At 72.2% G+C, this 23,334-nt stretch carries 17 protein-coding genes; 14 read left to right on the top strand and 3 right to left on the bottom strand.

Going from position 1 to position 23,334, the window contains the following annotated elements; translation table 11 throughout:
• Window positions 1–16 precede the first annotated feature (16 nt).
• Window positions 17–1,828 carry an MBL fold metallo-hydrolase gene (locus tag OG417_RS35520; RefSeq protein WP_329238279.1) on the top strand — a complete coding sequence of 604 codons (1,812 nt, stop codon included), beginning with the start codon at window positions 17–19 and terminating at the stop codon, window positions 1,826–1,828.
• 41 nt (window positions 1,829–1,869) lie between these two features.
• Window positions 1,870–3,669, top strand: a complete 1,800-nt coding sequence (locus tag OG417_RS35515) for a hypothetical protein (protein ID WP_329238277.1) — start codon at window positions 1,870–1,872, stop codon at window positions 3,667–3,669.
• A gap of 16 nt (window positions 3,670–3,685) precedes the next feature.
• On the opposite strand, the gene OG417_RS35510 is transcribed toward OG417_RS35515, so the two are convergent.
• On the bottom strand, window positions 3,686–4,879 hold the full coding sequence (locus OG417_RS35510) for an RNA-guided endonuclease InsQ/TnpB family protein (RefSeq protein ID WP_329238274.1): 1,194 nt from the start codon (window positions 4,877–4,879) through the stop codon (window positions 3,686–3,688).
• A 14-nt stretch (window positions 4,880–4,893) separates the two neighbouring features.
• Window positions 4,894–5,307 (bottom strand): transposase, encoded by a 414-nt coding sequence (locus OG417_RS54535; protein ID WP_442875593.1) that lies wholly within the window; start codon window positions 5,305–5,307, stop codon window positions 4,894–4,896.
• Window positions 5,308–5,434: 127 nt separating this feature from the next.
• Between OG417_RS54535 and OG417_RS35505 the strand changes: the two genes are divergently transcribed.
• Entirely contained in the window at window positions 5,435–6,562 is a 1,128-nt protein-coding gene (locus tag OG417_RS35505) for a LacI family DNA-binding transcriptional regulator (RefSeq protein WP_329238271.1), read from the top strand.
• Between the two features lie 104 nt (window positions 6,563–6,666).
• Here the strand turns inward: OG417_RS35505 and OG417_RS35500 are convergent, their stop codons facing one another.
• The gene (locus OG417_RS35500) at window positions 6,667–7,212 is read right to left on the bottom strand and encodes a hypothetical protein (protein ID WP_329238268.1); all 546 of its coding nucleotides are present in this window, start codon (window positions 7,210–7,212) and stop codon (window positions 6,667–6,669) included.
• Window positions 7,213–7,700: 488 nt separating this feature from the next.
• On the opposite strand from OG417_RS35500, the gene OG417_RS35495 reads away from it, so the two are divergent.
• The 11 genes from OG417_RS35495 (at window position 7,701) to OG417_RS35445 (ending at window position 23,232) form a co-directional block, all read left to right on the top strand.
• Window positions 7,701–9,059: an extracellular solute-binding protein gene (locus tag OG417_RS35495; RefSeq protein ID WP_329238266.1), complete on the top strand. Its 1,359-nt coding sequence runs from the start codon at window positions 7,701–7,703 to the stop codon at window positions 9,057–9,059.
• Window positions 9,059–10,006: a carbohydrate ABC transporter permease gene (locus tag OG417_RS35490; protein WP_329238263.1), complete on the top strand. Its 948-nt coding sequence runs from the start codon at window positions 9,059–9,061 to the stop codon at window positions 10,004–10,006. The genes OG417_RS35495 and OG417_RS35490 overlap by 1 nt, the downstream gene beginning before the upstream one ends.
• 1 nt (window position 10,007) lies before the next feature.
• Window positions 10,008–10,937, top strand: coding sequence for a carbohydrate ABC transporter permease (locus OG417_RS35485; RefSeq protein WP_329238260.1), 930 nt, complete (start codon window positions 10,008–10,010; stop codon window positions 10,935–10,937).
• Window positions 10,938–10,940: 3 nt separating this feature from the next.
• Window positions 10,941–11,918 carry an ROK family protein gene (locus OG417_RS35480; RefSeq protein WP_329238257.1) on the top strand — a complete coding sequence of 326 codons (978 nt, stop codon included), beginning with the start codon at window positions 10,941–10,943 and terminating at the stop codon, window positions 11,916–11,918.
• A 134-nt stretch (window positions 11,919–12,052) separates the two neighbouring features.
• Window positions 12,053–12,640 (top strand): D-sedoheptulose-7-phosphate isomerase, encoded by a 588-nt coding sequence (locus OG417_RS35475; protein WP_329238254.1) that lies wholly within the window; start codon window positions 12,053–12,055, stop codon window positions 12,638–12,640.
• Between the two features lie 40 nt (window positions 12,641–12,680).
• Window positions 12,681–15,224, top strand: coding sequence for an alpha-mannosidase (locus OG417_RS35470; protein WP_329238251.1), 2,544 nt, complete (start codon window positions 12,681–12,683; stop codon window positions 15,222–15,224).
• A complete protein-coding gene (locus OG417_RS35465; protein WP_329238249.1) occupies window positions 15,221–17,830 on the top strand; it encodes a glycoside hydrolase family 2 protein in 2,610 nt (869 codons plus the stop codon). The genes OG417_RS35470 and OG417_RS35465 overlap by 4 nt, the downstream gene beginning before the upstream one ends.
• Complete coding sequence (locus OG417_RS35460; protein WP_329238246.1) at window positions 17,821–19,668, top strand: hypothetical protein; 1,848 nt, start codon at window positions 17,821–17,823, stop codon at window positions 19,666–19,668. The genes OG417_RS35465 and OG417_RS35460 overlap by 10 nt, the downstream gene beginning before the upstream one ends.
• Window positions 19,665–21,002 (top strand): GH1 family beta-glucosidase, encoded by a 1,338-nt coding sequence (locus tag OG417_RS35455; protein WP_329238244.1) that lies wholly within the window; start codon window positions 19,665–19,667, stop codon window positions 21,000–21,002. Before OG417_RS35460 ends, OG417_RS35455 begins: the two co-directional genes overlap by 4 nt.
• Entirely contained in the window at window positions 20,999–22,258 is a 1,260-nt protein-coding gene (locus OG417_RS35450; protein ID WP_329238239.1) for a 6-phospho-beta-glucosidase, read from the top strand. Before OG417_RS35455 ends, OG417_RS35450 begins: the two co-directional genes overlap by 4 nt.
• A complete protein-coding gene (locus OG417_RS35445; protein ID WP_329238236.1) occupies window positions 22,255–23,232 on the top strand; it encodes an N-acetylglucosamine kinase in 978 nt (325 codons plus the stop codon). Before OG417_RS35450 ends, OG417_RS35445 begins: the two co-directional genes overlap by 4 nt.
• The last annotated feature ends 102 nt before the right edge of the window (window positions 23,233–23,334 follow it).

Raw genomic sequence — 23,334 nt, 5'->3', positions numbered from 1 at the left:
ATGGAATCGTTCCCATATGCGTATTACGGACAGCCTGCGCGTCCATGATGACACCTGCAACGTCTACCTGCTCGTCACCGGCACGGACGCCGTCGCCATCGACTTCGGCTCCGGTTCGGTCCTCGACCACCTGGCGGACCACGGGATCGAGCGGATCACCGACGTTCTGATGACGCATCACCATCGGGACCAGGGTCAGGGACTGGCGCGCGCGGCGGCCGCCGGGATACGCATCTGGGTGCCCTCCACCGAGCGGGACCTGTTCGCCGACGTCGGCACGCACTGGCAGACGCGGGTCATCGACAACTACTACGACCTGCGCCAGGACCGGTTCTCGCTGCTGGAGGACGTGCCGGTCCACGGCGTCGTTCCCGAGTACCGCACCACGCGCATCGGCGGGGTCGACGTCCACGCGATGCCCACCCCCGGGCACACGCTGGGATCGGTCAGCTACGTCACCGAGCTGGACGGCCGGAGGATGGCCTTCACCGGTGATCTGCTGTACGGGCCGGGCACCATCTGGTCGGTCTCGGCGTTGCAACGGGGCTACAACGCGCTGGAGGGCGCCGCCGCGTCGGTCATCTCCCTCGACCTGGTCGCCGAGCGCGCCCCCGACCTCGTGCTGCCCTCGCACGGCCGCCCGATCGCCGAGCCGGCCGAGGCGATCGCCGAGACCCGGCGCAACCTGCAGGCCCTGGTCGACTTCCGCCGTGACGAGCCGTGGGACCTCGACGCCTGGCTGCGGCGGCCGTACGAGGAGGTCACCCCGCACCTGCTGCGCAACCGCACCTCCTTCGCGACGAGCTACGCCCTGCTGTCGGACTCCGGTGCCGCGCTGCTCATCGACTACGGGCTCGACATGATCACCGGGTTGCCGGTCGGCGACGACCGGTCCTCGCGCCGTCCCTGGCTCGCCTCGCTCGACGCCCTCAAGCGCACGTACGGCGTCGACCGGGTCGAGGTGGCGATCCCGACCCACTACCACGACGACCACGTGGCGGGTTTCGGCCTGCTGCACGAGGTCGAGGGCACCGAGATCTGGGCCGGGGAGTCGATCGCGCCGATCCTGCGCGACCCGCGCCGGTACGACCTGCCGTGCCTCTGGTACGACCCGCTGCCCGTCGACCGCGTGGTCGCGCCCGGCGTCCCGGTGCGGTGGCACGAGTACGAGCTGACCATGTACCCGCTGCCCGGCCACACGCTGTACGCGGTGGCGATCGCGTTCGAGGCCGACGGCAGGAAGGTGCTGGCCACCGGCGACCAGCAGGACGGCGGGTGGGTCGACGGCGAGCGGACCGAGGTGCTCAACTTCCAGTACCGAAACCGGTTCCGGTTCGACGACTTCGTCGACTCCGCGCTGCTCTACCGCCGGCTGTCGCCGGACCTGATGATCAGCGGGCACTGGCAGCCGCGCGCGGTCGACGACCGGTACCTCGACATGCTCCTGGCCAAGGGCGAGGAGCTGGCCCGGCTGCACCGGGCGCTGCTGCCGCTGGACGAGGTCGACTTCGGCGCGGAGGGCTTCGGCGCCCGGATCCTGCCGTACCGGTCGGTGGTGGCCGGCGGCGAGAGCCAGGAGCTCGAGGTGGAGGTCGTCAACCCGTTCCGGCAGCGCTGTGAGCTCCGCGTCGACCTGGTCGCGCCCGCCGGATGGCAGGTCACCCCCGCGTCCCGCGTCGTCGAGGCGGAGGGACGCGGCGAGGCGGTGGCGCGGTTCACCGTCGTACCGCTGCCGGGCCGCCGACGGCGGGCCCGGCTGGCCGCCAACCTCACCGCCGGTGACCGCGACTTCGGCCAGCAGGCCGAGGCCCTGCTGGACGTGCGATGAACAGGAGTGAGGAGGGTGAACGACCAATGAGACGCGTCGAGATGACCGAGACCGACGGCCGGATGGGGATCCGTGCCGAGCAGTACACCGCGGTCATCGACCGCGACCGGCTCCTGGCCGACGTCACCGGGGCGGACGGCGGGTCCTGGGGGATGCTGCGGCTGCTCGCCTCCGTCGACACGCTCGACGGCCCGGACGAGACGACCCGTGTCGAGGACGTCACCTGGGAGTCCACCGAGTCGTGCGTACGGCTGACCGTGTCCTGCGCCAGCTCGCGGTGGGCCGCGCGTACGCACGTGGTGGAGTTCCACCCCGGCCGGATCACCTTCGGCGCGACCGTGCGCGGCGAGGGCCGCGTCACCACGGTGCGGCTGCTCGGCGGGGCGCGGCTGCCGCAGGGCGTGCTGCCGAGCGGAGCGGCCCACCACACCGTCTTCTCCCCGAACCCGGACCACCCCTGGCGCGTCGCCCGCCCGGCGGTCGAGCCCGCCGTGATCAGCGTCAACGGCGAGGGCGGCGAGCCGGGCGTGGGCCGGTGGCTGTTCACGCCCGCGCCGACCTGCTTCGGGCTGTCCCGCGCGCGGGCCGCCGACGAGCGGAGCCTGCCCGAGGGGCCCTGGCTGATGCTCGGGCTCGCGGCGGCGCGGCGCACGTTCGTCGACGTCGTCTACGACCCGACGCCCGGCGGGTTCAGCCTGCGCTGTGAGTACCAGGGGCACACGGCCGCCGAGGGCGCCTTCACCACGCCCGAGGTCCTGTTGCTGTTCGGCGCGGCCGACCCGTTCGCGGGGCTGCGCGCGTACCGCGACGAGCTGGCCGCCCGCGGCCTCGCGCCCGCCGTCGCCGCGCGCCCACCCGGCGGCGACCGGCTCCAGCCGATCTTCTGCGGCTGGGGCGCCCAGTGCGCGCTGGCCGCCGCGGACGGCGCGCCCGCGCCCGCGCTGTCGCGCCGCGCGCTGTACGAGGAGTGGCTGGACGCCCTGGCCGGTCGCGGCATCGTGCCCGGGACGATCGTCGTGGACGACAAGTGGCAGGAGCGGTACGCCACGTGCCGGCCCGACGCGGCCAAGTGGCCCGACCTCGCCGGGTTCGTCGCCGACCGGCAGGCGAGGGGGCAGCGGGTGCTGCTCTGGTGGAAGGCCTGGGACCCCGAGGGCGCCCCCGCCGAGGCGTGCGTGCGCGCCCCGGACGGCACACCGCTCGCCATCGACCCGGAGAGCGCCGAGGGCCGGGCGGTCATCGAGGACGCCATGGCGTCCATGCTGGGCCCGGACGGGCTGAACGCCGACGGCCTGAAGATCGACTTCACCGGGCGCACGCCGTCCGGCACGGCCCTGCGCCACGCCGGTCCGTCGTGGGGGTTCGACCTGCTGCACGAGCTGCTGGCGGTCGCCTACCGGGCGGCCAAGCGGGTCAAGCCGGACTCGCTCATCGTCACCCACACGCCCGACCCGGGCTTCCTCGACGTCACCGACATGATCCGGCTCAACGACGCGTTGCACAACGACCACCCCGAAGGGCTGGTGCCGCCCTCGGACGAGGCCGTCGTCGAGCAGATGACCTACCGGGCCCGGGTCGTGCACGCGGCGTGCCCGGAGATGCCGGTGGACACCGACGGCTGGCGCCTGCCCGGGGAGCGGCACCTGCGGGCGTACGCCGCCGCCGCGCCGCGCCTGGGCGTCCCGGCGCTGTACTACGCCGACGGGATGGACTGGGAGCCGGGACGCGTCGAGGACGCCACGTGGGCCGCGGTCGCCGACGCCTGGTCGGCGTACCGCGCGGAACATGGACTCGCCGCACCGCGACATAGAATCGACCGCCGTGACTCCTCCGCTCCTTGATGGGAGCGGCTTCTCGCTAAGCCGCTTTCGCAGCGTCGCGAAGGGCAAGCCCTGCCCTGAGGATGTTGATCGCCGCGTTCTCGTCGGCGTGTGCGGTGTGACCGCACGCCGTACAGGCGAACGCTGCTTGGGTGCGGCGGTTCTCCGGTGTGCAGTGCCCGCATCGAGAGCACGTGCGGGAGGTGTTGCGGGGCTCGACTGCGATCAGCTCACGACCGGCGCTTTCAGCCTTGTCCGCGAGGACCGACAGGAACACCCCCCAACCCGCGTCCAGGATCGAACGGTTCAGCCCGGACTTAGCAGCCACGTTGCGGCCCGGCTGCTCCACCGTGCCCGAGGCGGAGCGGGTCATGTTAGCCACCCGCAGGTCCTCATGGACGATCAGGTCATAGTCACGCACCAGCGCCAGCGCGGTCTTGTGCGCGCTGTCCAGGCGCTGCCTGCGTACCTTGGCGTGCAGGGCCGCGACCCTCGCCACCGCCTTACGGCGGCGCTTGGACCCGCGCTTCTTCCGGGCGAGGTCGCGCTGAGCGGCGGCCAGGCGCTCGGCGGAGGCGGCGAGGTGGCGTGGGTTGGCCAGGTGTTCGCCGTCGCTGGTCGTGACCAGCGAGGCCACGCCCATGTCCAGGCCGACCACCGCGCCCGTGGCCGGAAGGGGAGTAGCGGGTATGTCCTCACAAGACAAGATCAGATACCAGCGGGTTCCTTGGCGTTTCACGCTGATGGTCTTCACCTGGCCCCGCACTGGGCGGTGTTGATGCACCCGTACGTGCCCGATGGCCTGAAGGCGGACGAACGTCGCCGTCGGGTGCTCGGGCTGGGAATCCCAGCGACAGCCATCCCCGTCCTTCGGCCAAGTGACGGTGTCGAACCAGCCCCGGCCCTTGAACCGCGGAAACCCCGGCGCGCGTCCTGCCTTCACACGGGCGAAGAAGGCCGCGAACGCCTTGTCCAAACGACGCAGGGTGGCCTGCTGGGAGGAGAACGACCACCGGCCCTGCCCCTCCTGATCATCGGCGCGGATATCCTTCAGCTCACCCGACTGATCGCCATACCGGACGCTCACCCCCGCCTTGCGGTAGGCAGTACGCCGGTGCTCCAACGCCGCGTTGTACAGCACCCGGTGGTCTTCCAGACACGCAGCGAGCGCGACCTGCTGACGGCTGGTCGGCCGCATCAAGAACTTGAAAGATCTACGCACCGCCACCACCCGAGGCAGACACCTCACACTGTGCCTGAACGCACTGCGGGACCGTCTCCTTCAGAGACTCCGACAGCGGCCACGAAGCAAGACCGCGACCACGCTATGGGCACATGGGAGCGCGAGACGGCGAATTTGGTGCCGAAGTGATGGGAGATGGAACACTTGAACTGGCTGGCTACGGACACCGGCGAATGCTTCAAGCGTGCCATGACGAACAGCCCCACACGGTCAGGCACCATCTGGAAAGCCGTGATCTGCCGGGCATGCTCGTCGGCCCTGGTATGGAGCGGTTGCTTCGGGCGGGTCCCAACGCGCACGCCGAGGACGGGGCGGCGGTGCTTCCGGCACCGCAACATGTGGTATCTGACGCCATACGCCGCACCGAGTAAACGCACCCGACGAGTCACACCATCATTAATAACAGCGCCGCACATCTCACGCGCGATGAATGGAGACTCCTGATGCGCAGACCCGACGGGGCAACGCACATTCAAGACCTGGCGGCCATACCGCTGCGGTTTCCCCGTCGTCTGAAAGCGACGGTCTGCACGGGAGTGCCCGATGGGGCGTAGACGTGAGGACGGTGCCGAACACCGGCCGAACGGCACCCCCCCTCCCCGGCCCCGTCGGCGGCCGACGATCCAGGACCTCGCCCGCGCCGCCGGGACCTCGCCCTCGACCGCGTCCCGCGCCCTGAGCGGCAACGGCTACGTCGGGGCCGACGTGCGGGCGCGGGTGCTGGAGGCGGCCGAGCGCATCGGGTACGTCCCGGACATCAACGCCCGCACTCTCCGCAACCGCCGAAGCCGCGCGGTCGGCGTGCTCATCTCCGACCTGCGCAACCCGTTCTACGCCAACCTCGCGGCCGGCATCGAGCAGCGACTGCGCTCGGCCGGCTACCACGTCATCGTCGTCAACAACGACGGCGAGCAGGACGCCGAGGCCGAGGGTGCCCGGACGTTCCTCGCGGTGCGCGTCTCGGCGGCCATCATCACGCCGGTGTCGGACCGCGCGGTGCGCATGCTGATGAACGACGGCGTCCCGGTCGTGCAGGCCGACCGCATGGTCGACGGCCTGACCACCGACGGCGTCCTGGTCGACAACGTCCAGGGCGCACGGCGGATCACCGACCACCTGATCGAGCTCGGGCACACGCGCATCGCGCTGCTGATCGACGAGACCGACTGGACGACCGGCGCGGGCCGCCTCGCGGGCTACCGCGCGGCCCTGCGCGACGCGGGCCTGCCGGTGGATCCGGGTCTCATCGTGCCGACCCGGTTCCAGCCCGACACGGCGCGCGCGGCGGTGACCGCGCTGCTGGAACGCCGGCCCGACGTCACGGCGCTGTTCGCCGCGAACAACCGGCTGGCCGAGGGGGCGTTCCAGGCGCTCCAGGAGGGCGGCCACCGCATGCCCGACGACGTCTCGCTGGTCGCGTTCGACGACGTGCCGTGGATGTCGATGGTCTCGCCGGGCATCACCACCGTCGACCAGCACACCGACGACCTCGGCCGGGCCTGCGCGCAGCTCGTCGTCGACCGCATCGCCGGGGCCCCGGCCGGGCAGACGACGGTGCGCTACATCCAGCCCTCGATCGTCGTACGCGCCTCCACGGCACCGCCGCGCACGACGACGGCCACCTCCGTCCGCCCCGACCCGGGCCCGGCCGCCGCCGCACCGACGCCCTGATCCCGACGCCGCTCGCGCCGGGCCGGGCTTTGCCTGGCATCGGCGACCGTGACGCTGGGTGATGAACAGGAGGCGTGCAGGGTGTCGGCCCGCCTCGGACCGAGTTATTGATCTTTGGGAAATCGGGCGTGGTATCGCCCGAGCCCTTCGCCGCTCTCCTGGAGTACCCGTTCGTAATCCGCCTCGGTGTAACGGGAGCATTCGACCAGCGCTTTATAGGTCAAGCATGCCTGCGCGTCGAGGACGTTAATCTCGTGTCTCAAAGTGAGCCGCGGATCCAGGTCGAATCGCCGTAGCTCGCGGTCGCGGTGATGGTCCGGGTGCCCATGGCTGCCGAGAAGGCGCGCGAGACGGGCCCGGGCGTCGGCGAGATGGGCGATGAGCCGCGCGGCGTCGATCGGGTCGCCGTCACCTTCAATGAGGGCGTCGTCGGTCACGGCTTCGGAGACGCTTCTTTCCCCACGTCGGGTCGGGTCGAGTGACTCGTAGCAGAGGACCGCCCTGCGCGCGGCGGTGATGCCGTCCAGTCCCCGCCCGTTCTTCTCCAGCAGCAGTGCCTGGTTGTAATACAGCGATCCCAGAACCGCGAGGTGGCGGCGGTTTTCCGGCTCCATCTTGCGGAGGCGTCTTACGGCCTGGACCGCGGTCATGTTCTCCGAGAGCGCCGGGCCGTACCTGCCGGCTGCCGCATTCGCGTCCGCGTCGCGAATATGCGGCGCGGCCTTCCGGCGAAGGTGCTCAGCCGATCTCCTCAACGACATCTCCGCGGGCCACCTCTCATCATGGTCTGATCCGATATCCGCCCGGGGGCGGCGAGGTCGGGTCCAGCATCGCAGCACGGCGATTTCAGCGTGTGCGGCTCCGCCCGTCTGTGACGTTGCGTGATCAATGGGAGCGTGGAGGGGCGGTCCGGCGGCCCGCGCCGCTGCCGGGAACGGTGCGTTAATGCGTCCGAAACACGGTCTTGACAGTGACTGCGGGCCGAAAATATGGTCACCGCACTGTGGTAACGATGCCACATTCAATGTCCCGGCCGGTCCTCCACGCGTCTGCAGTGCCCCGATTAACCGGAAACCGCAGGTCACCGCGTACTCTTCACGCCTGGCCCGGACATTCGCCTGGTTGTGAGGAGTGAGCAATGATCACCCGACGCGGTTTTCTGACCGGCTCGGCGGGAGCGCTCGCACTCGGCGCCGTCACGAGCGCCTGCGGCGGTGTCGGCGGCAAGAGCACGAGCAGCGGCGGCGGTGCGTCCAAGGGCGACACCGGCACGGTGTCGATCCAGGGCCTGGGCAAGCCCGACGACGTCGGCGGGGCCCGCCGGAACGCGTTCAAGAGCGCCTATCCCAAGGTCCAGGTCAACATCAACGAGGGCGACTTCGACCCGCAGCAGTTCCTGTCCGCGATCGCGAGCGGCAACCCGCCGGACCTGGTGTACCTCGACCGTGACCTCGTCGGCACCTACGCGGCGAAGGGCGCCATCCAGCCCCTCGACGACCTCATCGACAAGGCCGGCATCAAGATGAGCCTCTACCGTCCAGCGGCGGCGAAGGAGGTGACGATCGACGGGAAGGTCTACGGCGTCCCGGAGTTCTACGACACCCGCAACATCCTCATGAGCGGCAAGGTGCTGCGGTCGGCGGGGCTCACCGCGGCCGACCTCGCGACGACCGACTGGGACAAGCTGCACACCAACGCCGCCAAGCTCTACAAGGTGAGCGGCGGCAAGATCACCCGCATCGGGTTCGACCCCAAGCTGCCGGAGTTCCTCCCGCTGTGGGCCAAGGCCAACGGCGCGGACATGATCAACCCCGACGGCTCGCCGAACCTCGCCGACCCCAGGATCATCGAGGCCCTGACGTTCGCGCTCAGCCTCATCGGCGAGCAGGGCGGCTGGTCGAAGTTCAAGGCCTTCCGCGACGCCTGGGACCTGTTCGGCTCGGGCAACGAGTTCAACAAGGGACAGGCCGGCGCATTCCCCTGGGAGGGCTGGTACGTCAACGTCCTCGTGCAGGCGACGCCGAAGCTCGATCTGGAATCGATTCCCTTCACCGACCGGCAGGGCAAGCCGATCAGCTTCTCCAACGGCAGCGCGTGGTGCCTGCCGAAGGGCTCGAAGAACCCGGCCGCGGCGGTCAACTACATGAAGTTCATGACCGCCACCGACACGTGGCTCAAGGCCGCCGCCGCGCGCCAGGCGACGGTGGAGAAGAACAAGTCCATCTTCACCGGCCTGTGGACCGCCAACCCGACCGCGGACGCCCAGATCAAGGCCAAGTACGTCAAGCCCGGCACGACCGGCTTCGACAAGGCCATCCAGAACTACTACGCCTCCACCGACTACGCCTTCAGCATCCCGCCGTCCAAGGCGAGCAGCGAGATCAAGACCGCGTGGACCGACGCGGTGAACCGGGCCCTGTCCGGTCAGCAGAAGCCCGACGCGGCGATGAAGCAGGCGCAGTCGGAGGCCGCCAAGGCGTTCAGCGCGGTGAAGTGATGGCGGCGGTCACCGCGACGGCCGGGCGTACCCGGAAGCGGAGCGGCGGCAACCGCCGCCGGGAGACGCGCGCGGCGTACGGCTTCATCGGCATCTGGATCGTCGGGTTCATCGTCTTCACGCTGGGCCCGATGATCGCCAGCCTGGTGCTGTCGTTCACCGACTACGACGCCATCAGTTCTCCCCGCAACGTGGGCTGGGACAACTACCGCCAGATGTTCTCGGACCCGAAGGTCGGCAAGGCCCTCACCAACACCCTCATCTACGCGGTCATGTACGTGCCGACCGCGATGGTCGTGGCGCTGATCCTGGCGATGATCCTCAACCGGGTCGGCCGGGCGTCGGGCTTCTTCCGCACGGTGTTCTACCTGCCGGTGATGACGCCGCCGGTCGCCGCGGGCGCGCTGTTCCTGCTGCTGCTCAACGGCAACCAGGGCCTGCTCAACCGCGTGCTCCGCGTGGTCGGGATCGACGGGCCGAACTGGACGACCGACACCGCGTGGGTCAAGCCGGGCCTGGCCCTCACGATGCTGTGGGGCGTCGGCGGGATGGTCGTCATCTACCTCGCCGCGCTGCGCCAGGTGCCCAAGGACCTGTACGAGGCCGCGGCCCTGGACGGCGCGGGCCCGTGGATGAGGTTCCGCAAGATCACGCTGCCGATGATCAGCGGCGCGCTGTTCTTCACGCTGATCGTGCAGACCATCTCCGCGCTGCAGATGTTCGACCAGGCGTACACGATGTTCTTCGGCGGCCAGCAGAACAGCACCTACGCCAACGACGCGGCACTGTTCTACGTCATCTACCTGTTCCAGCAGGGCTTCAGCTTCCTGCACATGGGCTACGCCTCCGCGCTGGCCTGGCTGCTGTTCATCGTCATCATGATCATCACCGCGATCCAGGTGCGGGTCTCGCGCCGGTTCGTCTACTACGAGGGGGAGAGGGACTGACATGGCCGCTTCTCCCGCGGGCCTGACCGCCACGCCCGCGTCCCAGGGCCCGGCCACCCGGAAGGTCAAGGCCGCCCGGCCGGGCGCCGGGCGCCGCGAGCGCGTCCCGATCTGGAAGCGCGCACCGTACGTGGTGCTGCTCGCGCTCGTCAGCGTGCTGTTCACCTATCCGTTCCTGTGGCTGATCAGCGCGTCGTTCAAACCGCGCACCGATGTGTTCGACAACAAGCTGATCCCGCACCGCTGGAGGCCGGCCAACTTCGCCGACGTCTGGCACTACGGGGACATGCTCCACTGGCTGCTGAACAGCGCGGTGGTGGGCATCGCCGCGGCGACGACCGTCACCATCAGCAGCGCCGTCGTGGCGTTCGGGTTCGCCTACTTCCGGTTTCCCGGGCGCAACATACTGTTCGGCCTGGTGCTGGCGACGATGATGCTGCCGCAGGCGGTCACGATGATCCCCGTCTACATCATCTGGAACAAGGTCGGACTGACCGGCACCCAGGTCCCGCTGTGGGCGCAGAACATCTTCGGCTCGGCGTTCTACATCTTCCTGCTGCGGCAGTTCTTCCTGTCGCTGCCACGGGAGTTGTTCGAGGCGGCTCGCGTCGACGGCTGCAATTTCTTCGGTCTGTTCTGGCGCATCGCCCTGCCGCTGGCGCGGCCGGCGCTGGCGATCGTCTTCATCTTCGAGATCCAGGCGAGCTGGAACGACCTGCTCAAACCGCTCATCTACCTGCAGAACACCTCGCTGTTCACGATGCCCCGCGGCCTGAAGTCGATCATCGACACGTTCGGCAACGGCGGCGAGCACCACTGGGAGATCATCTCGGCGGCGAGCCTGATCGCGACCATACCCATGATCGTGATCTTCGCCTTCGCCCAGCGGCACATCATCGAGGGCATCGCCACCACGGGCCGGAAGGGCTGACACGTGACACTCGGGGATCACGTACTCGCCCTCGACATCGGCGGCACCAAACTGGCCGCCGGTGTCGTGGGCCGGGCCGGTGACGTACGGTCGTTCGTACGGACGCCGACCAGGGTCGAGGAGGGCCCGGAAACGACCGTCAAACGCCTGCTGGACCTCGGCCGGGACGCCCTGGCCGAGGCCGGTTGCGGCGCCGAGGACATGGCCGCGGTCGGCATCGGCTGCGGCGGCCCGCTCGACCCGGTCACCGGCCGGGTGCAGGGCCCGCCCGGCCTGCCGGGCTGGGACGACGTGCCCATCGTCGACCTGGTCGACGCGGCGTACGGCCGGCCGTCGTTCCTGGAGAACGACGCCACCGCCGCCGCCCTCGGCGAATACCACTACGGACGCTGGGGCGACGTGCGCCAGATGCTCTACCTCACGGTCTCCACCGGGGTGGGCGGCGGCGTCATCCTCGACGGCCGGCTGTACCGCGGCGCGGCCGGCAACGGCGGGGAGTTCGGGCACGTCATCATCGACTGGAACGGCCGCCGCTGCGGCTGCGGCCAGCGCGGCTGCATCGAGGCGTACGCCTCGGGCAGCTCGATCGCCCGGCGCGCGAACGAGGCGCTCGCCGGCGGCGAGGCGTCCTCCATGCGGGACGTCACGGTGGTGACCGCCGAGACCGTCTCCGCGCACGCGATGCGGGGCGACCCCCTCGCCCGGCGCCTGTGGGACGAGACCACCGCCGCGCTGGGCCGCGCCCTCGCGGTCATGATCAACGTGGTCGAGCCCCAGCTCGTCGTCCTCGGCGGTGGCGTCACCCGCGCGGGCGACGCCCTCCTGTTGCCGGTACGCCGCGCGGCGCTGTCGCAGGCCATGCGGCCGGCCGGCGCCGCCGCCCGCGTCGAGCTGTCCGCGCACGGCGACACGGTCGGCGTGGTCGGCGCGGCGGCCTCGGCCTTCCTCCACCTCGACGACTCCACCGGAGCATCCACATGACCGAGCGAAGCGAGGGAATCGAGGACGCGGCCCTGTGGTCACCCTCCCCGACGCAGGAGGACTCCATGACCGAGCGAAGCGAGGGAATCGAGAGCGCAGTCCGCCTGGCCACTTCTTCGACGAAGGAGGATTCCATGACCGATCAGCCTGCGCTCGTCGAGCATCTCGAGGAGCACCTCGCCGTGATCGAGTCGGTCCGCGGCCTGGTGCCCGCGGTCGAGGCACTCGGGGAGGAGGTGAGCGACCGCCTCCAGCGCGGGGGTGTCGTCTACTCCTTCGGCAACGGTGGTTCGGCCGCCGACGCCCAGCACCTGGCGGGCGAGCTCATCGGCCGGTACTGCCGCGAGCGCCGGCCGCTCGCCGCCGTCGCGCTGTCCACCGACCCGACCGTCTCGACGTGCATCGGCAACGACTACTCCTTCGACGACGTCTTCGCCCGCCAGGTCACCGCGCTGGCCGGCCCGGACGACGTCGTCGTGGGGTTCACCACGAGCGGGCGTTCCCCCAACGTCGTCGCCGGGCTCGCCGCGGGCCGCAAGGCCGGCGCGCTGACCGTGCTGCTCACCGGGCACGCGGACAGCGGCGGCGGACCGGCGGCCGAGCACGCCGACCGGGTCCTCGCCGTCGCCTCGGACCGTACGGCACGCGTCCAGGAGGCGCATGTCCTGCTGTTGCACCTGCTCAGCGAGCACATCGACCGCTGGGCCGCCGCGTCCTCGTAACGGACCGGCACCCCCCACTGGAAGGAACCCCCGCTTCACCATGATCAGCGCGACACCGGACCCCCGGCCGCGTACCGCGTCCCCCGCCCGCCCCGCGCCGCCGATCGGGCAGGCCACCCGCGGACCGCTCCACATGATCGGCAACGCGCACATCGACGCGGTGTGGCTGTGGCCGTGGCAGGAGGGCCTGCAGGAGGCGCGCGCGACGTTCCGCGCCGCCCTCGACCGCATCGCCGAGTACCCCGACTTCGTCTTCACCTGCGACTCCATCGGGTACCTCGCGTGGATCGAGGAACACGACCCCGAGCTGTTCGACGCGCTTCGCGAACAGGTGCGCGCGGGCCGGTTCGAGATCGTCGGCGGCTGGTGGGTCGAGCCGGACTGCAACATCCCGGGAGGCGAGGGGTTCGTCCGGCACGCGCTGTACTCCCAGCGGTTCCTGGCCGACCGGTTCGGGAGGATGGCCTCGGTCGGCTGCAACGTCGACCCCTTCGGCCAGAACGCCGTGATCCCGCAGCTGCTCAGCAAGTCCGGCATGGACAGGTACGCCTTCATGCGGCCGCAGCCGCACGAGGCCGAGCTGCCCGGCCCCACGTTCTGGTGGCGGGCGGCGGACGGCTCCCGGGTGCTGACCTACCGGATCCCGCACGAGTACTGCAGCCCGGCCGGGCACCTGGGCACCCACGTCGGCAAGGCCCTGGCCCAGCTTCCGCACACGACCGAGCCGCTGATGTGCTTCTACGGCGTCGGCAACCACGGCGGCGGCCCGACCCGGGCCAACATCGACAGCATCGTCGAGTTGAACGGCAGCGACCAGTTCCCCCGGATGATCTTCTCCACGGCCGCCGCGTTCTTCGACGACGCGGCGGACGGCGACCTGCCGGAGTACACCGGGGAGATCCAGCCGCACGGAGTCGGCTGCTACTCCGCGCACTCGGGGATCAAGAAGCTGATCCGCACCACCGAGCACGCGCTCTCCGCCGCGGAGAAGTGGGCGGCGATCGCCGGTGAGGTGGCGGGGATGGCGCCGGTCACCGGGGAGTTCGAGACGGCCTGGCGGCAGGTCCTGTTCAACCACTTCCACGACACGGCGGCCGGCACGGCGCTGCCGAGCGCGTACGACGACGCGCGCGACCAGCTCGGCGAGGCCCGCTCGATCGCGGCGCGTCTGCAGAACCGGGCGATCCAGAGCATCAGCCGCCAGATCGCGGTCGCGCCCGAGGAGGGGATGGCGCCGCTGGCCGTCTTCAACCCGCACCCCTGGCCGGTGGCGACCACGGTCGAGGTCGAGTTCGGCGCCCAGCTCGGCCGGGGCGCGATCGTCGCCGTCGACGACGCGGACCGGCGCGTGCCCGTGCAGGTCGCGCGCTCGTCCACGGTGTGCGGCGGGCGTCGCGTGCTCGTGGTGCCGGTGGAGCTGCCGCCGCTCGGCTACCGGCTCTACCGGCTGTACGCCGACCCGGCGAGCGGCCCGGTCGCCGAGCGCGGCACCGTCCTGGAGAACGAGCACCTGCGGGCCGAGATCGACCCGGAGACCGGCTGGCTGTCGAGCCTCGTGCACAAGGCGAGCGGCGTCGACCTCATCGACGACGAGGCGGCGCGGGCGGCGCACGCGGCGGTCCTGGACGACCGGACCGACACCTGGGGCCACAGCGTCGTCTCCTACCGCGACGTGATCGGCCGGTTCACCCCGACGTCCGTCCGCGTGGTCGAGTCCGGTCCGGTGCGCCACGTGGTGCGGGTCGACAGCGCGTACGGCTCCTCGACGATGCGCGAGGACTACGTGCTGGTCGCGGGCGCGCGGCACCTGGAGGTCCGGGTGACCGTCGACTGGCACGAGCGGCTGAGGATGCTCAAGCTGCGCTTCCCGACCGCGCTGACCGGCGTGACCGCGACGCACGCCATCCCGTACGGCCACCTGGAGCGCGTCCCGGACGGCCACGAGACGGTGAGCCACACCTGGGTGGACGTGTCGGGGGAGACGCCCGCCGGCCCGGCCGGGCTGTCGGTGCTCAACGACGCCAAGTACGGCGGCGACGTGTCCGACGGTGACCTCGGCGTCACGGTCCTGCGCAGCCCACCGTACGCCTGGCACACCCCGGAGCCGCTGCCCGAGGACGGCGACTTCGAGGCGATGGACCAGGGCGTGCAGCGCTTCACGTACCGGCTGCTGCCGCACGACGGCGACTGGCGCGCGGCCGGCACCCCGCGTGCGGCCGCCGAGCTGGACCAGCGCCCGGTCGCCCTGCTGGAGTCCTTCCACGACGGCCCGCTGGCCCAGCACCGGTCCTTCGCCGACGTACGCGACGCGGGCAACGTCGTGATCACCGTGGTCAAGCGGGCCGAGGACGGCGGCGGCCACATCGTGCGCGGCTACGAGACGGACGGCGCGGCGGCGACAGCGACGGTCCACCTGCCGTTCCTGCGGCGCACGGTGATCGCGGAGTTCGACCCGCACGAGATCAAGACGCTGTTCGTGCCGGACGACCGGGCGCTGCCGGTGGTCGAGACGGACCTGCTGGAACGCCCGCTGGGCGGGGCGGAGGACCACCCGGAGGACACCACCCTGGACCGTACGGAATGACGTCCGTGGTCGCCCTCGACGAGGGCTGGCGCCTGCGCGGCTTCCTCGGCGACGACTGGCAGCTCCACCGCGCCCAGCTGCACGCCCGCGACGTGGGCGGCCGGTGGGTGCCCGCGCGGGTGCCCGGCTCGGTGCTGGCGGACCTGCTCGCGGCGGGCGAGGTGCCCGATCCGCGCGTCGGGCGGCAGAGCCTGCTGTCGGAGTGGGTGCCGCAGCGGACCTGGGTGTACCAGACGACGCTGCGCGCGCCCGCCCTGGCGGACGGCGAGCGGGCGTTCCTGGAGTTCGACGGCGTCGACCACTCCGCGACCGTGCACCTCGACGGCGAGCGGGTGGCCGCGCACGAGGGCACGTTCGTCCCGCTCGTGACCGAGGTGACGGGGCGGCTCGGCGCCGGCGAGCACACCCTGGCGGTCGTGGTCGACCCGGCTCCCGTCAGCGAACCGCAGGTCGGCCACACCGAGGCCGTGACCGTGCACAAGGGCCGGATGGGCTACGGCTGGGACTTCTGCCCGCGCCTCGTCCACCAGGGGCTGTGGGGTCCGGCCCGGCTCCGGATCACCGGCGCGGTGCGCCTCGCGGACGTGTGGGCGCGTCCCGCGGCCGACCGGCTCACCGTCACGGTGACCGCCGACGGCGACGTGGCCGGGGCGGCCGTCGCGTGCGTGCTGCGCGACGCGGACGGCGCGGCGGTCGCCGAGTCCGTCGTGCCGCTCACCGGCGCGGTCACCGAGCTCGTCCTGGAGGTGCCCTCGCCGCGCCTCTGGTGGCCGAACGGCTTCGGCGAGCCGTACCTGTACACGCTCGACACGGCCGTACGGGACGGCTCGGGTCGGCCCGGCGACGAACGCCGGGTCCGCGTGGGCTTCCGCGACATCGGCTTCGTCCGTGAGCCGGGCGGCCCGGCGAGCGCGCTGCCGTACCGGCTGACGGTCGGCGGGGAGCCGGTCGACATCCTGGGCTGGAACTGGGTGCCCGCCGACGCGATGTACGGAGCGGCCGGCGAGGACCGGCTCCGCCATCTGCTCACGCTCGCCCGCGAGGCCGGGGTGATGATGCTGCGGGTCTGGGGCGGCGGCCTCGTCGAGAGCGAGGCCTTCTATGACCTGTGCGACGAGTACGGCATCCTCGTGTGGCAGGAGTTCGCCCAGTCCAGCTCGGGGATGAGCAGCGTGCCCAGCGCGGACCCGGCGTTCGTCGCGCGGATGCGGGCCGAGGCGGAGCGGATCGTGCCCGCGCGCCGCAACCATCCGAGCCTGGCGATCTGGTGCGGCGGCAACGAGCTGCAGAACGCCGGCGGCGTCCCGCTGACCGACGCCGGCTCCCCGGTGCTGGCCGCACTGCACGACGTGGTCGCGCGCCTGGACCCGGACCGGCGGTGGCTGCCGACCTCGCCGTCCGGGCCGGTGTTCGGCAACACCCTCGACAGCGTGCGCACCGCGCCCGAGCAGCACGACGTGCACGGCCCGTGGGAGCACCAGGGACTGGACGACCACTACCGGCTCTACGACGAGGGGCGCGGCCTGCTCCTCAGCGAGTTCGGCGTCGAGGGCATGAGCAACCTGCGCGCGATCGCCTCGGTCGTGCCCGGCGCGAGGATCCCCACGCACGGCGACCCGGTCTGGGACCACCTGGGCCGGTGGTGGAACAACGAGCCCCTGGTCCGCGCGGCCTTCGACGACGCGATCGGCGACCTGGCCGCGATGTCGCGGGCGAGCCAGTTCCTCCAGGCCGACGGCCTGCGGTACGCGGTCGAGGCCAACCGGCGGCGGCCCGAGAGCTGCGGGGTGCTGCCGTGGCAGCTCAACGAGTCCTTCCCCAACGGCTGGTGCACGGCGGCCGTCGACTACTTCGGCGAGCCGAAGGCGGCCTATCACTACGTGCGGCGCGCGTACCGTTCGCCGCTCGTCTGCGCGGCCCTTCCGGCACCGCGCGTGACCGGCGAGGAGTTCACCGCCACCGTGTGGGCCGCGCCGGGCGAGGTCACCGCGCGGGTGTTGCGCCTGGACGGCGAGGAGATCGCGTCCGCCGCGTGGCGAAGCGACGCGGAGGGCCCCGCGACCGAGGCGGGCGGATCGCGCGGCGGAGCGGACGGATCGCGGGGTGAGGTGGGCGGCCTGCGGCCCCTCGGCGAGATTCGCTGCGCCACGGCCACGCTGGCGGGCGCGCCCTTCCTCCTCGACCTGGCGCTGCGGGTGGGCGGGCGGACGTACCGCAACCGGTACCTGCTCACCGCCGGCACCGGCTTCGGCGCGCTGCTCGCGCTCCCGCCGGCCCGTCTCTCCGTACGGCTGTCGGCCTCCGGCGACGAGTGGGCGCTGCGGCTGCGGCACGAGGACGGCCCGGCCGCGCCGTTCGTGCGGCTGCTCGACGGCCGTCCGGCGGACCGGCCCGGCTGGGCCCGCTGGGACGACAACGCCGTCGACCTGCTGCCGGGCGAGGAGATCGTGCTGCGGTGCCGGTGGGACGGCGCGCCGCCCGCCGAGCGGCGCGTGCTGCTCGACGGCTGGAACGTTCCCGCACGCGTGCTGACCGAGGACCCGCACGCCGGCCGGAGAACCCGCGTGCTGACCGAGGACTCCGATGGGGAGCGGACATGGACCTGACCGTCACCGGGCTCGACCCCGGTGTGTTCGACGTGGAGCTGGACCGCTCGGCCGACCCGACCCCGGCCGGCGGCGTCACCGTCACGGTGACCGCCACCTACCGGGGGACCGGGCCCGTCGAGGGGCGGCTGCGGGTGTCGGCGAGCCTGCCCGCCGAAGACGACCCGTACTGGCTGATCCCCGGGCTGTTCTACGGCGAGAACCGCCCGGAGGGCAACGACCGGCTGTACCCGCGGTACGCGCGGGAGGCCGACACCGAAAGGTTCGTCTCGCCGGCGTGGAGCTTCCGCGCCGACCGCGCCGCGACGCCCGCCGTGTTCGCCTGGACCGGCGAGGGCGGGCTCGCGCTGGCCGTCGACGAGAACAGTTCTCTCGGCCTGACCGGCATCGGTTTCGCCTGGGAGGCGGGCACCGCGACCCTGCACGCCGAGTTCCCCTACCGTGAGGCGCCGGTCAGCTACTACGGCGACAGGGTGCCGCTGCCGCCGATGGCGCAGACCCACCTCTGGCGGCCGGGGGAGCGGCACACGGTCGAGCTGTGCGTCTACCCGCTGCCCGCGGACCGGCACGCGTACGCGCCGGTGCTCCGCGAGCGGCACGCGCGGACGGCCACCGAGCCGCTGCGGCCCTGGGTCGGCGTGGCCGAGGCCGCCGACCTCGCCGCGTACGGCCTGCACCGCTGGCACTACCGTCCGGACCCGGCGGTGCTGCTGGAGACCGCGGCGTTCGACCGGGAGTTCAACGGCAACGTCCGCGGCCTCGGCGACCGGGAGGCGATGCACGTCGCCTGGGTGAGCGGCATCCCGTACGCGCACGCGCTGCTGGCGCACGGCCGCCGCCGGAGGCTGCCCGAGGAGGTCGCGGCCGGCGCCGCCGTCATCGACCACATCTGCGCCAACCTCGCGCCGTCGGGCACGTTCTGGGGCCAGTGGGGCGGCAGCCGGGGCTGGGTCGGGAGCTGGACGCCGGTTCCCGGCGGCCTGCACGCCCGCACCCTCGCCGAGGCGACGCTGTTCCTGCGCCGGGCGGTCCTCGCGGAGCGCGCGGCGGGCGTCGCCCGCGACTCCTGGGAGCGCGCGGTGCGCAGCAACCTGGACGTCGCGGTCAAGAGCCAGAGCGCCGACGGCAACCTCGGCAGCATGCTGCACGCCGAGGACGGGCGGGTCCTGTCGCGCGAAGGGGCGGCCGGGCTGACCTGGGTGGCGGCGCTCGCGGAGGCCGCCGACCTCGATCCGGCCCACCTGCCCGCGGCGGTCCGCGGCGGTGAGCACTACGCGCACTTCGTGGACGAGGAGTTCCTGCACGGCGCGCCCGAGGACGTGGACCTGGCGCCGACGTCCGAGGACGGGTACGCCGCGATCCTCGCGTACATGGCGCTGTGGCGGGTCACCGGCGAGGCGCGCTGGCGCGACCTCGCCCGCCGCGCCGCGGACTGGATGCTGACCTTCCGCTACACCTACGACGTGCGCTTCGACCCGCACACGCTGCTGGGGGCGTACGGCTTCCGCAGCCGGGGCGCGGACCAGGCGTCGCCGAGCAACCAGCACCTGCACGCGTACGGCCTGATCTGCCTGCCGGAGATGGTCGAGCTGGCCGAGGCGACCGGCGATCCGTACTACCTGGAGCTGACCCGGGAGAACCTCGCCTGCTTCCGGCAGTTCATCGCCCGCGAGGACGGCGACTTCAACGCCTACAAGGGCATGGCCAGCGAACGTTACTACCAGACGGCGTGCTTCCAGGCGAAGGGGATGCTGCTCACGCTCTCGCACGCGTGGAGCGTCGGCGTTCTCCTCCTCGGCTGCGAGGCCGCCCTGAACCTGCCGGGAGTGCAGTGGTGAACTTTCCGCCCGATTTCCTGTGGGGCGCCGCGACGTCGTCGTACCAGGTCGAGGGCGCGGTGGCCGAGGACGGCCGGGCCCCGTCGATCTGGGACACCTTCACCGCCGAGCGGGGCATCGACTCCGGTGCGGTGGCCTGCGACCACTACCACCGCTGGCCGGCCGACGCCGACCTGATGGCGGGCCTGGGCATGAACGCCTACCGGTTCTCCCTCGCCTGGCCGCGGATCGTCCCGGCGGGCACCGGCCCGGTCAACCCGGCCGGCCTCGCGCACTACGACCGGATGATCGACGGTCTGCTCGAACGCGGCATCACCCCGGTGCCGACCCTCTACCACTGGGACCTGCCCCAGGCGCTGGAGGATCGCGGCGGCTGGAAGTCGCGCGAGACGGCGGAGGCCTTCGCCGCGTACACCGAGGTCTGCCTCGACGCGTTCGGCGACCGAGTGCCGACCTGGCTGACGGTGAACGAGCCGTGGGTGGTGTCGGTGCTGGGCTACCGGCTCGGCCTGCACGCGCCGGGGGAGCGGGATCTGCGCACGTCCGTGCTCGTGGCCCACCACCTGCTGCTCGCGCACGGTCTGGCGATGGGCCGCATCCGGGAGCGGCGCCCGGACGCCCGGGCGGGCATCCCGCTGAGCCTCTACCCCACGTACCCGTTGTCGGAGGCGGACGCGGAGGCGGCCTGGGGCTCGGACGGGTACACCAACCGCTGGTTCCTCGATCCCGTCCTGCGCGGGAAGTACCCCGCGGACATGGTCGCGCTGTTCGAGCGGCTGGTCGGCCCGCTGGACTTCGTGCGCCCCGGCGACCTCGACGTCATCGGCACCCGCTCGGACCTGCTCGGCGTCAACTACTACACGCGCCGCCGGGTCGCCGCCGCGCCCCAGGACGGCCTGCCCTGGAAGGTGCTGCGCGCCGAGGAGGGCGTCCCGCGCACCGAGAGCGGCTGGGAGGACGTGCCCGGCGCCTTCCACGACCTGCTCGTACGGCTGCACCGCGACTACGGGATCCCGCTGCTGATCACCGAGAACGGCGGCGTGTGGAACGCCGAGCCGGACGCCACGGGGCGCGTACGGGACACCGGGCGCGCGCACGCCCTCCGGCGGCACCTGCTCGCGCTGTCCGGGGCGATGGACGAGGGCGCGCGGGTGCTCGGCTACCTGCACTGGTCGCTGCTGGACAACCTGGAGTGGGCCGAGGGATACGCCCAGCGCTTCGGCCTCGTCCACGTCGACCGCGCCACCCAGGAACGGCGCGTCAAGGACAGCGCCCGCTACTACGCCCGCGTGATCGCCGCGAACGCCGTGGTCGACCTCCAGGAGGACGAATGAAGCTCACCATCGTCGGCGGCGGCTCGACGTACACGCCCGAGCTGATCGACGGCCTGGTCCGCATGCGCGACCGGCTCGACGTGACCGAGGTCGCCCTGCAGGACGTGTCGGCCGGCCGGCTGGACGTGCTGGCCGCGATGAGCCGCCGCATGCTCGCCGCCGGCGGCCACCCGGCGTCCGTGACCACGCACACCGACCTGGCCCCCGCGGCCGAGGGCGCGGACATCGTGCTGGTGCAACTGCGCGTCGGCGGCCAGGCCGCCCGGCTCCAGGACGAGACGCTGCCGCTGCGCTGCGACTGCCTGGGCCAGGAGACCACCGGCGCCGGCGGCCTGGCCAAGGCGCTGCGCACCGTGCCGGTGATGCTGGACGTCGCCGAGCGGGTACGCGCGGTCAACCCGTCCGCGTGGATCATCGACTTCACCAACCCCGTCGGCATCGTCACCCGGGCGCTGCTCCAGGCGGGTCACACGCGGGTGGTCGGCCTGTGCAGCGCGGCGGTGGTGTTCCAGCGGCACTTCGCCAAGGTGCTCGGCGTCGATCCGTCGCGGTTGACCCTCGACCACGTCGGGCTCAACCACCTGACGTGGGAGCGCCGCGTGCTGCTCGACGGCGTCGATGTGCTCCCGCGCCTGCTCGGGGAGTACGGCGAGAGGGTGGCGCCCGCGACCGGCCTGCCGGTGGACCTGGTCCGGCGGCTCGGCACCGTGCCCTCCTACTACCTGCACTACTACTACGCCCACGATGAGGTGGTCGCCGAGCAGAAGGCGAACGGCGTGCGCGCCCAGGAGGTCATGGAGATCGAGGGCCGGCTGCTGGAGGCGTACGCCGACTCCTCGGTGACGACCAAGCCGGAGCTGCTGACCCGGCGCGGCGGCGCGTTCTACTCCGAGGCGGCGCTGGACCTGATGGCCTCCCTGCGCGACGGCGACGGACGCACACACGTGGTGAACCTGCGCAACGGCAGCACGCTGCCGTTCCTGCCCGAGGACGCGGTGATCGAGGTCCCCGCGACCGTCGGCGCCGACGGCCCGGCGGCACTGCCCGTCGCACCGGTCGAGCCGCTGCTGTCCGGGCTCATCGCCCACGTCACCGCGTACGAGCACCTCGCGCTGGAGGCCGCCGTGCACGGAGGCCGCGACCGGGTGTTCCGCGCGTTGCTGGCCCACCCGCTCGTGGGGCGGCACGCGGTCGCCGACCGGCTCACCGAACTGCTGCTGGAGGCGAACCGCGCGCACCTGCCCTGGGCCGCGTGATGCCGTCGCTGGTCCTGGCGGTCGACGGCGGCAACTCCAAGACCGACGTCGCGCTGCTGGACGGCGACGGGAGGCTCCTGGCCTGGGTCCGCGGGCCGGGCTGCGCCCTCGCCGCACCGGCCGTGGCCGCGCTGATCGCCCGGCTGGCGGGCGTCGCGGCCTCCTCCGCGGGCGTGACCTTGTCCGACGTGCACGCCGCCTGCTACCTGGCCGGGGTGGACGTGCCGTGGCAGGCGTCGGAGCGGCGCGAGGCGCTGGCCGCACTCGGGGTGTTCGGCTCCGTCGAGGTCGGCAACGACGCGTGGGCGCTGCTGCGCCTGGGCGCTCCGTCGGGGGCGCCCGCCGTCGGCGTGGTGTGCGGCGCGGGCCTGAAGTGCGTCGCGCGGGCGGGCTCCGGCGCCTGGGAGCTGCCGTCGCTGGGCTGGCAGACGGGCGACCTGAGCGGCGCCGGCGACTTCCTGGCCCGTGAGACCGTACGCGTCGCCGCCCGCGCCGAGGACGGCCGGGGCCCGTCGACCACCCTGCGCGACGCGGTCTGCTCGACGCTGGGCGTCGCGTCGGTGCGCGCGGTGGGAGAGGCACTGCTCGCGGGCGCGCTGACCGGGGACGGACTGGGCGTCCTGGTGCCGGTGGTCCTGGACCAGGCGGTCGCCGGCGACCCGGTCGCGGCCGGGGTGGTGGGCGAGCTGGCCGGCGAGGTCGTGACCATGGCCCGCGCGGCCCGGCGAAGCCTGGGCGACGAGGGCCCGTGGACGTTGGTGCTGGGCGGCGGCCTGTTCGCCGATCCGGCGGGCCGCCTCCTGACCGCGGTGTGGAGGGTCGCACCGGAGCTGGAGCAGGAGTTCACCCTGGCGATCGTCGACGCACCCCCGGTCGCGGGCGCGGCACTGCTGGGCCTCGACCGGACCGGCACCTCGGTCGGCATTGAGACCGTACGCCACGCGTTCCGTACTACGAATCCGGCGCAGGCTTGACATCTCCGGGGCATACGGCGTTTCCGACCATGCGCCGTTCCACCTCGTCGGGTCGCCGCGTGCGGTCGCCAAGGTGACTTTGGACAGACCCCGCGGATCCCG

Source organism: Actinoallomurus sp. NBC_01490 (genome assembly GCF_036227085.1).
Classification (GTDB): Bacteria; Actinomycetota; Actinomycetes; order Streptosporangiales; family Streptosporangiaceae; genus Actinoallomurus; species Actinoallomurus oryzae.
The sequence above is the reverse complement of the archived record's forward strand: the minus strand, read 5'-3'. Positions and strand labels throughout refer to the sequence as shown.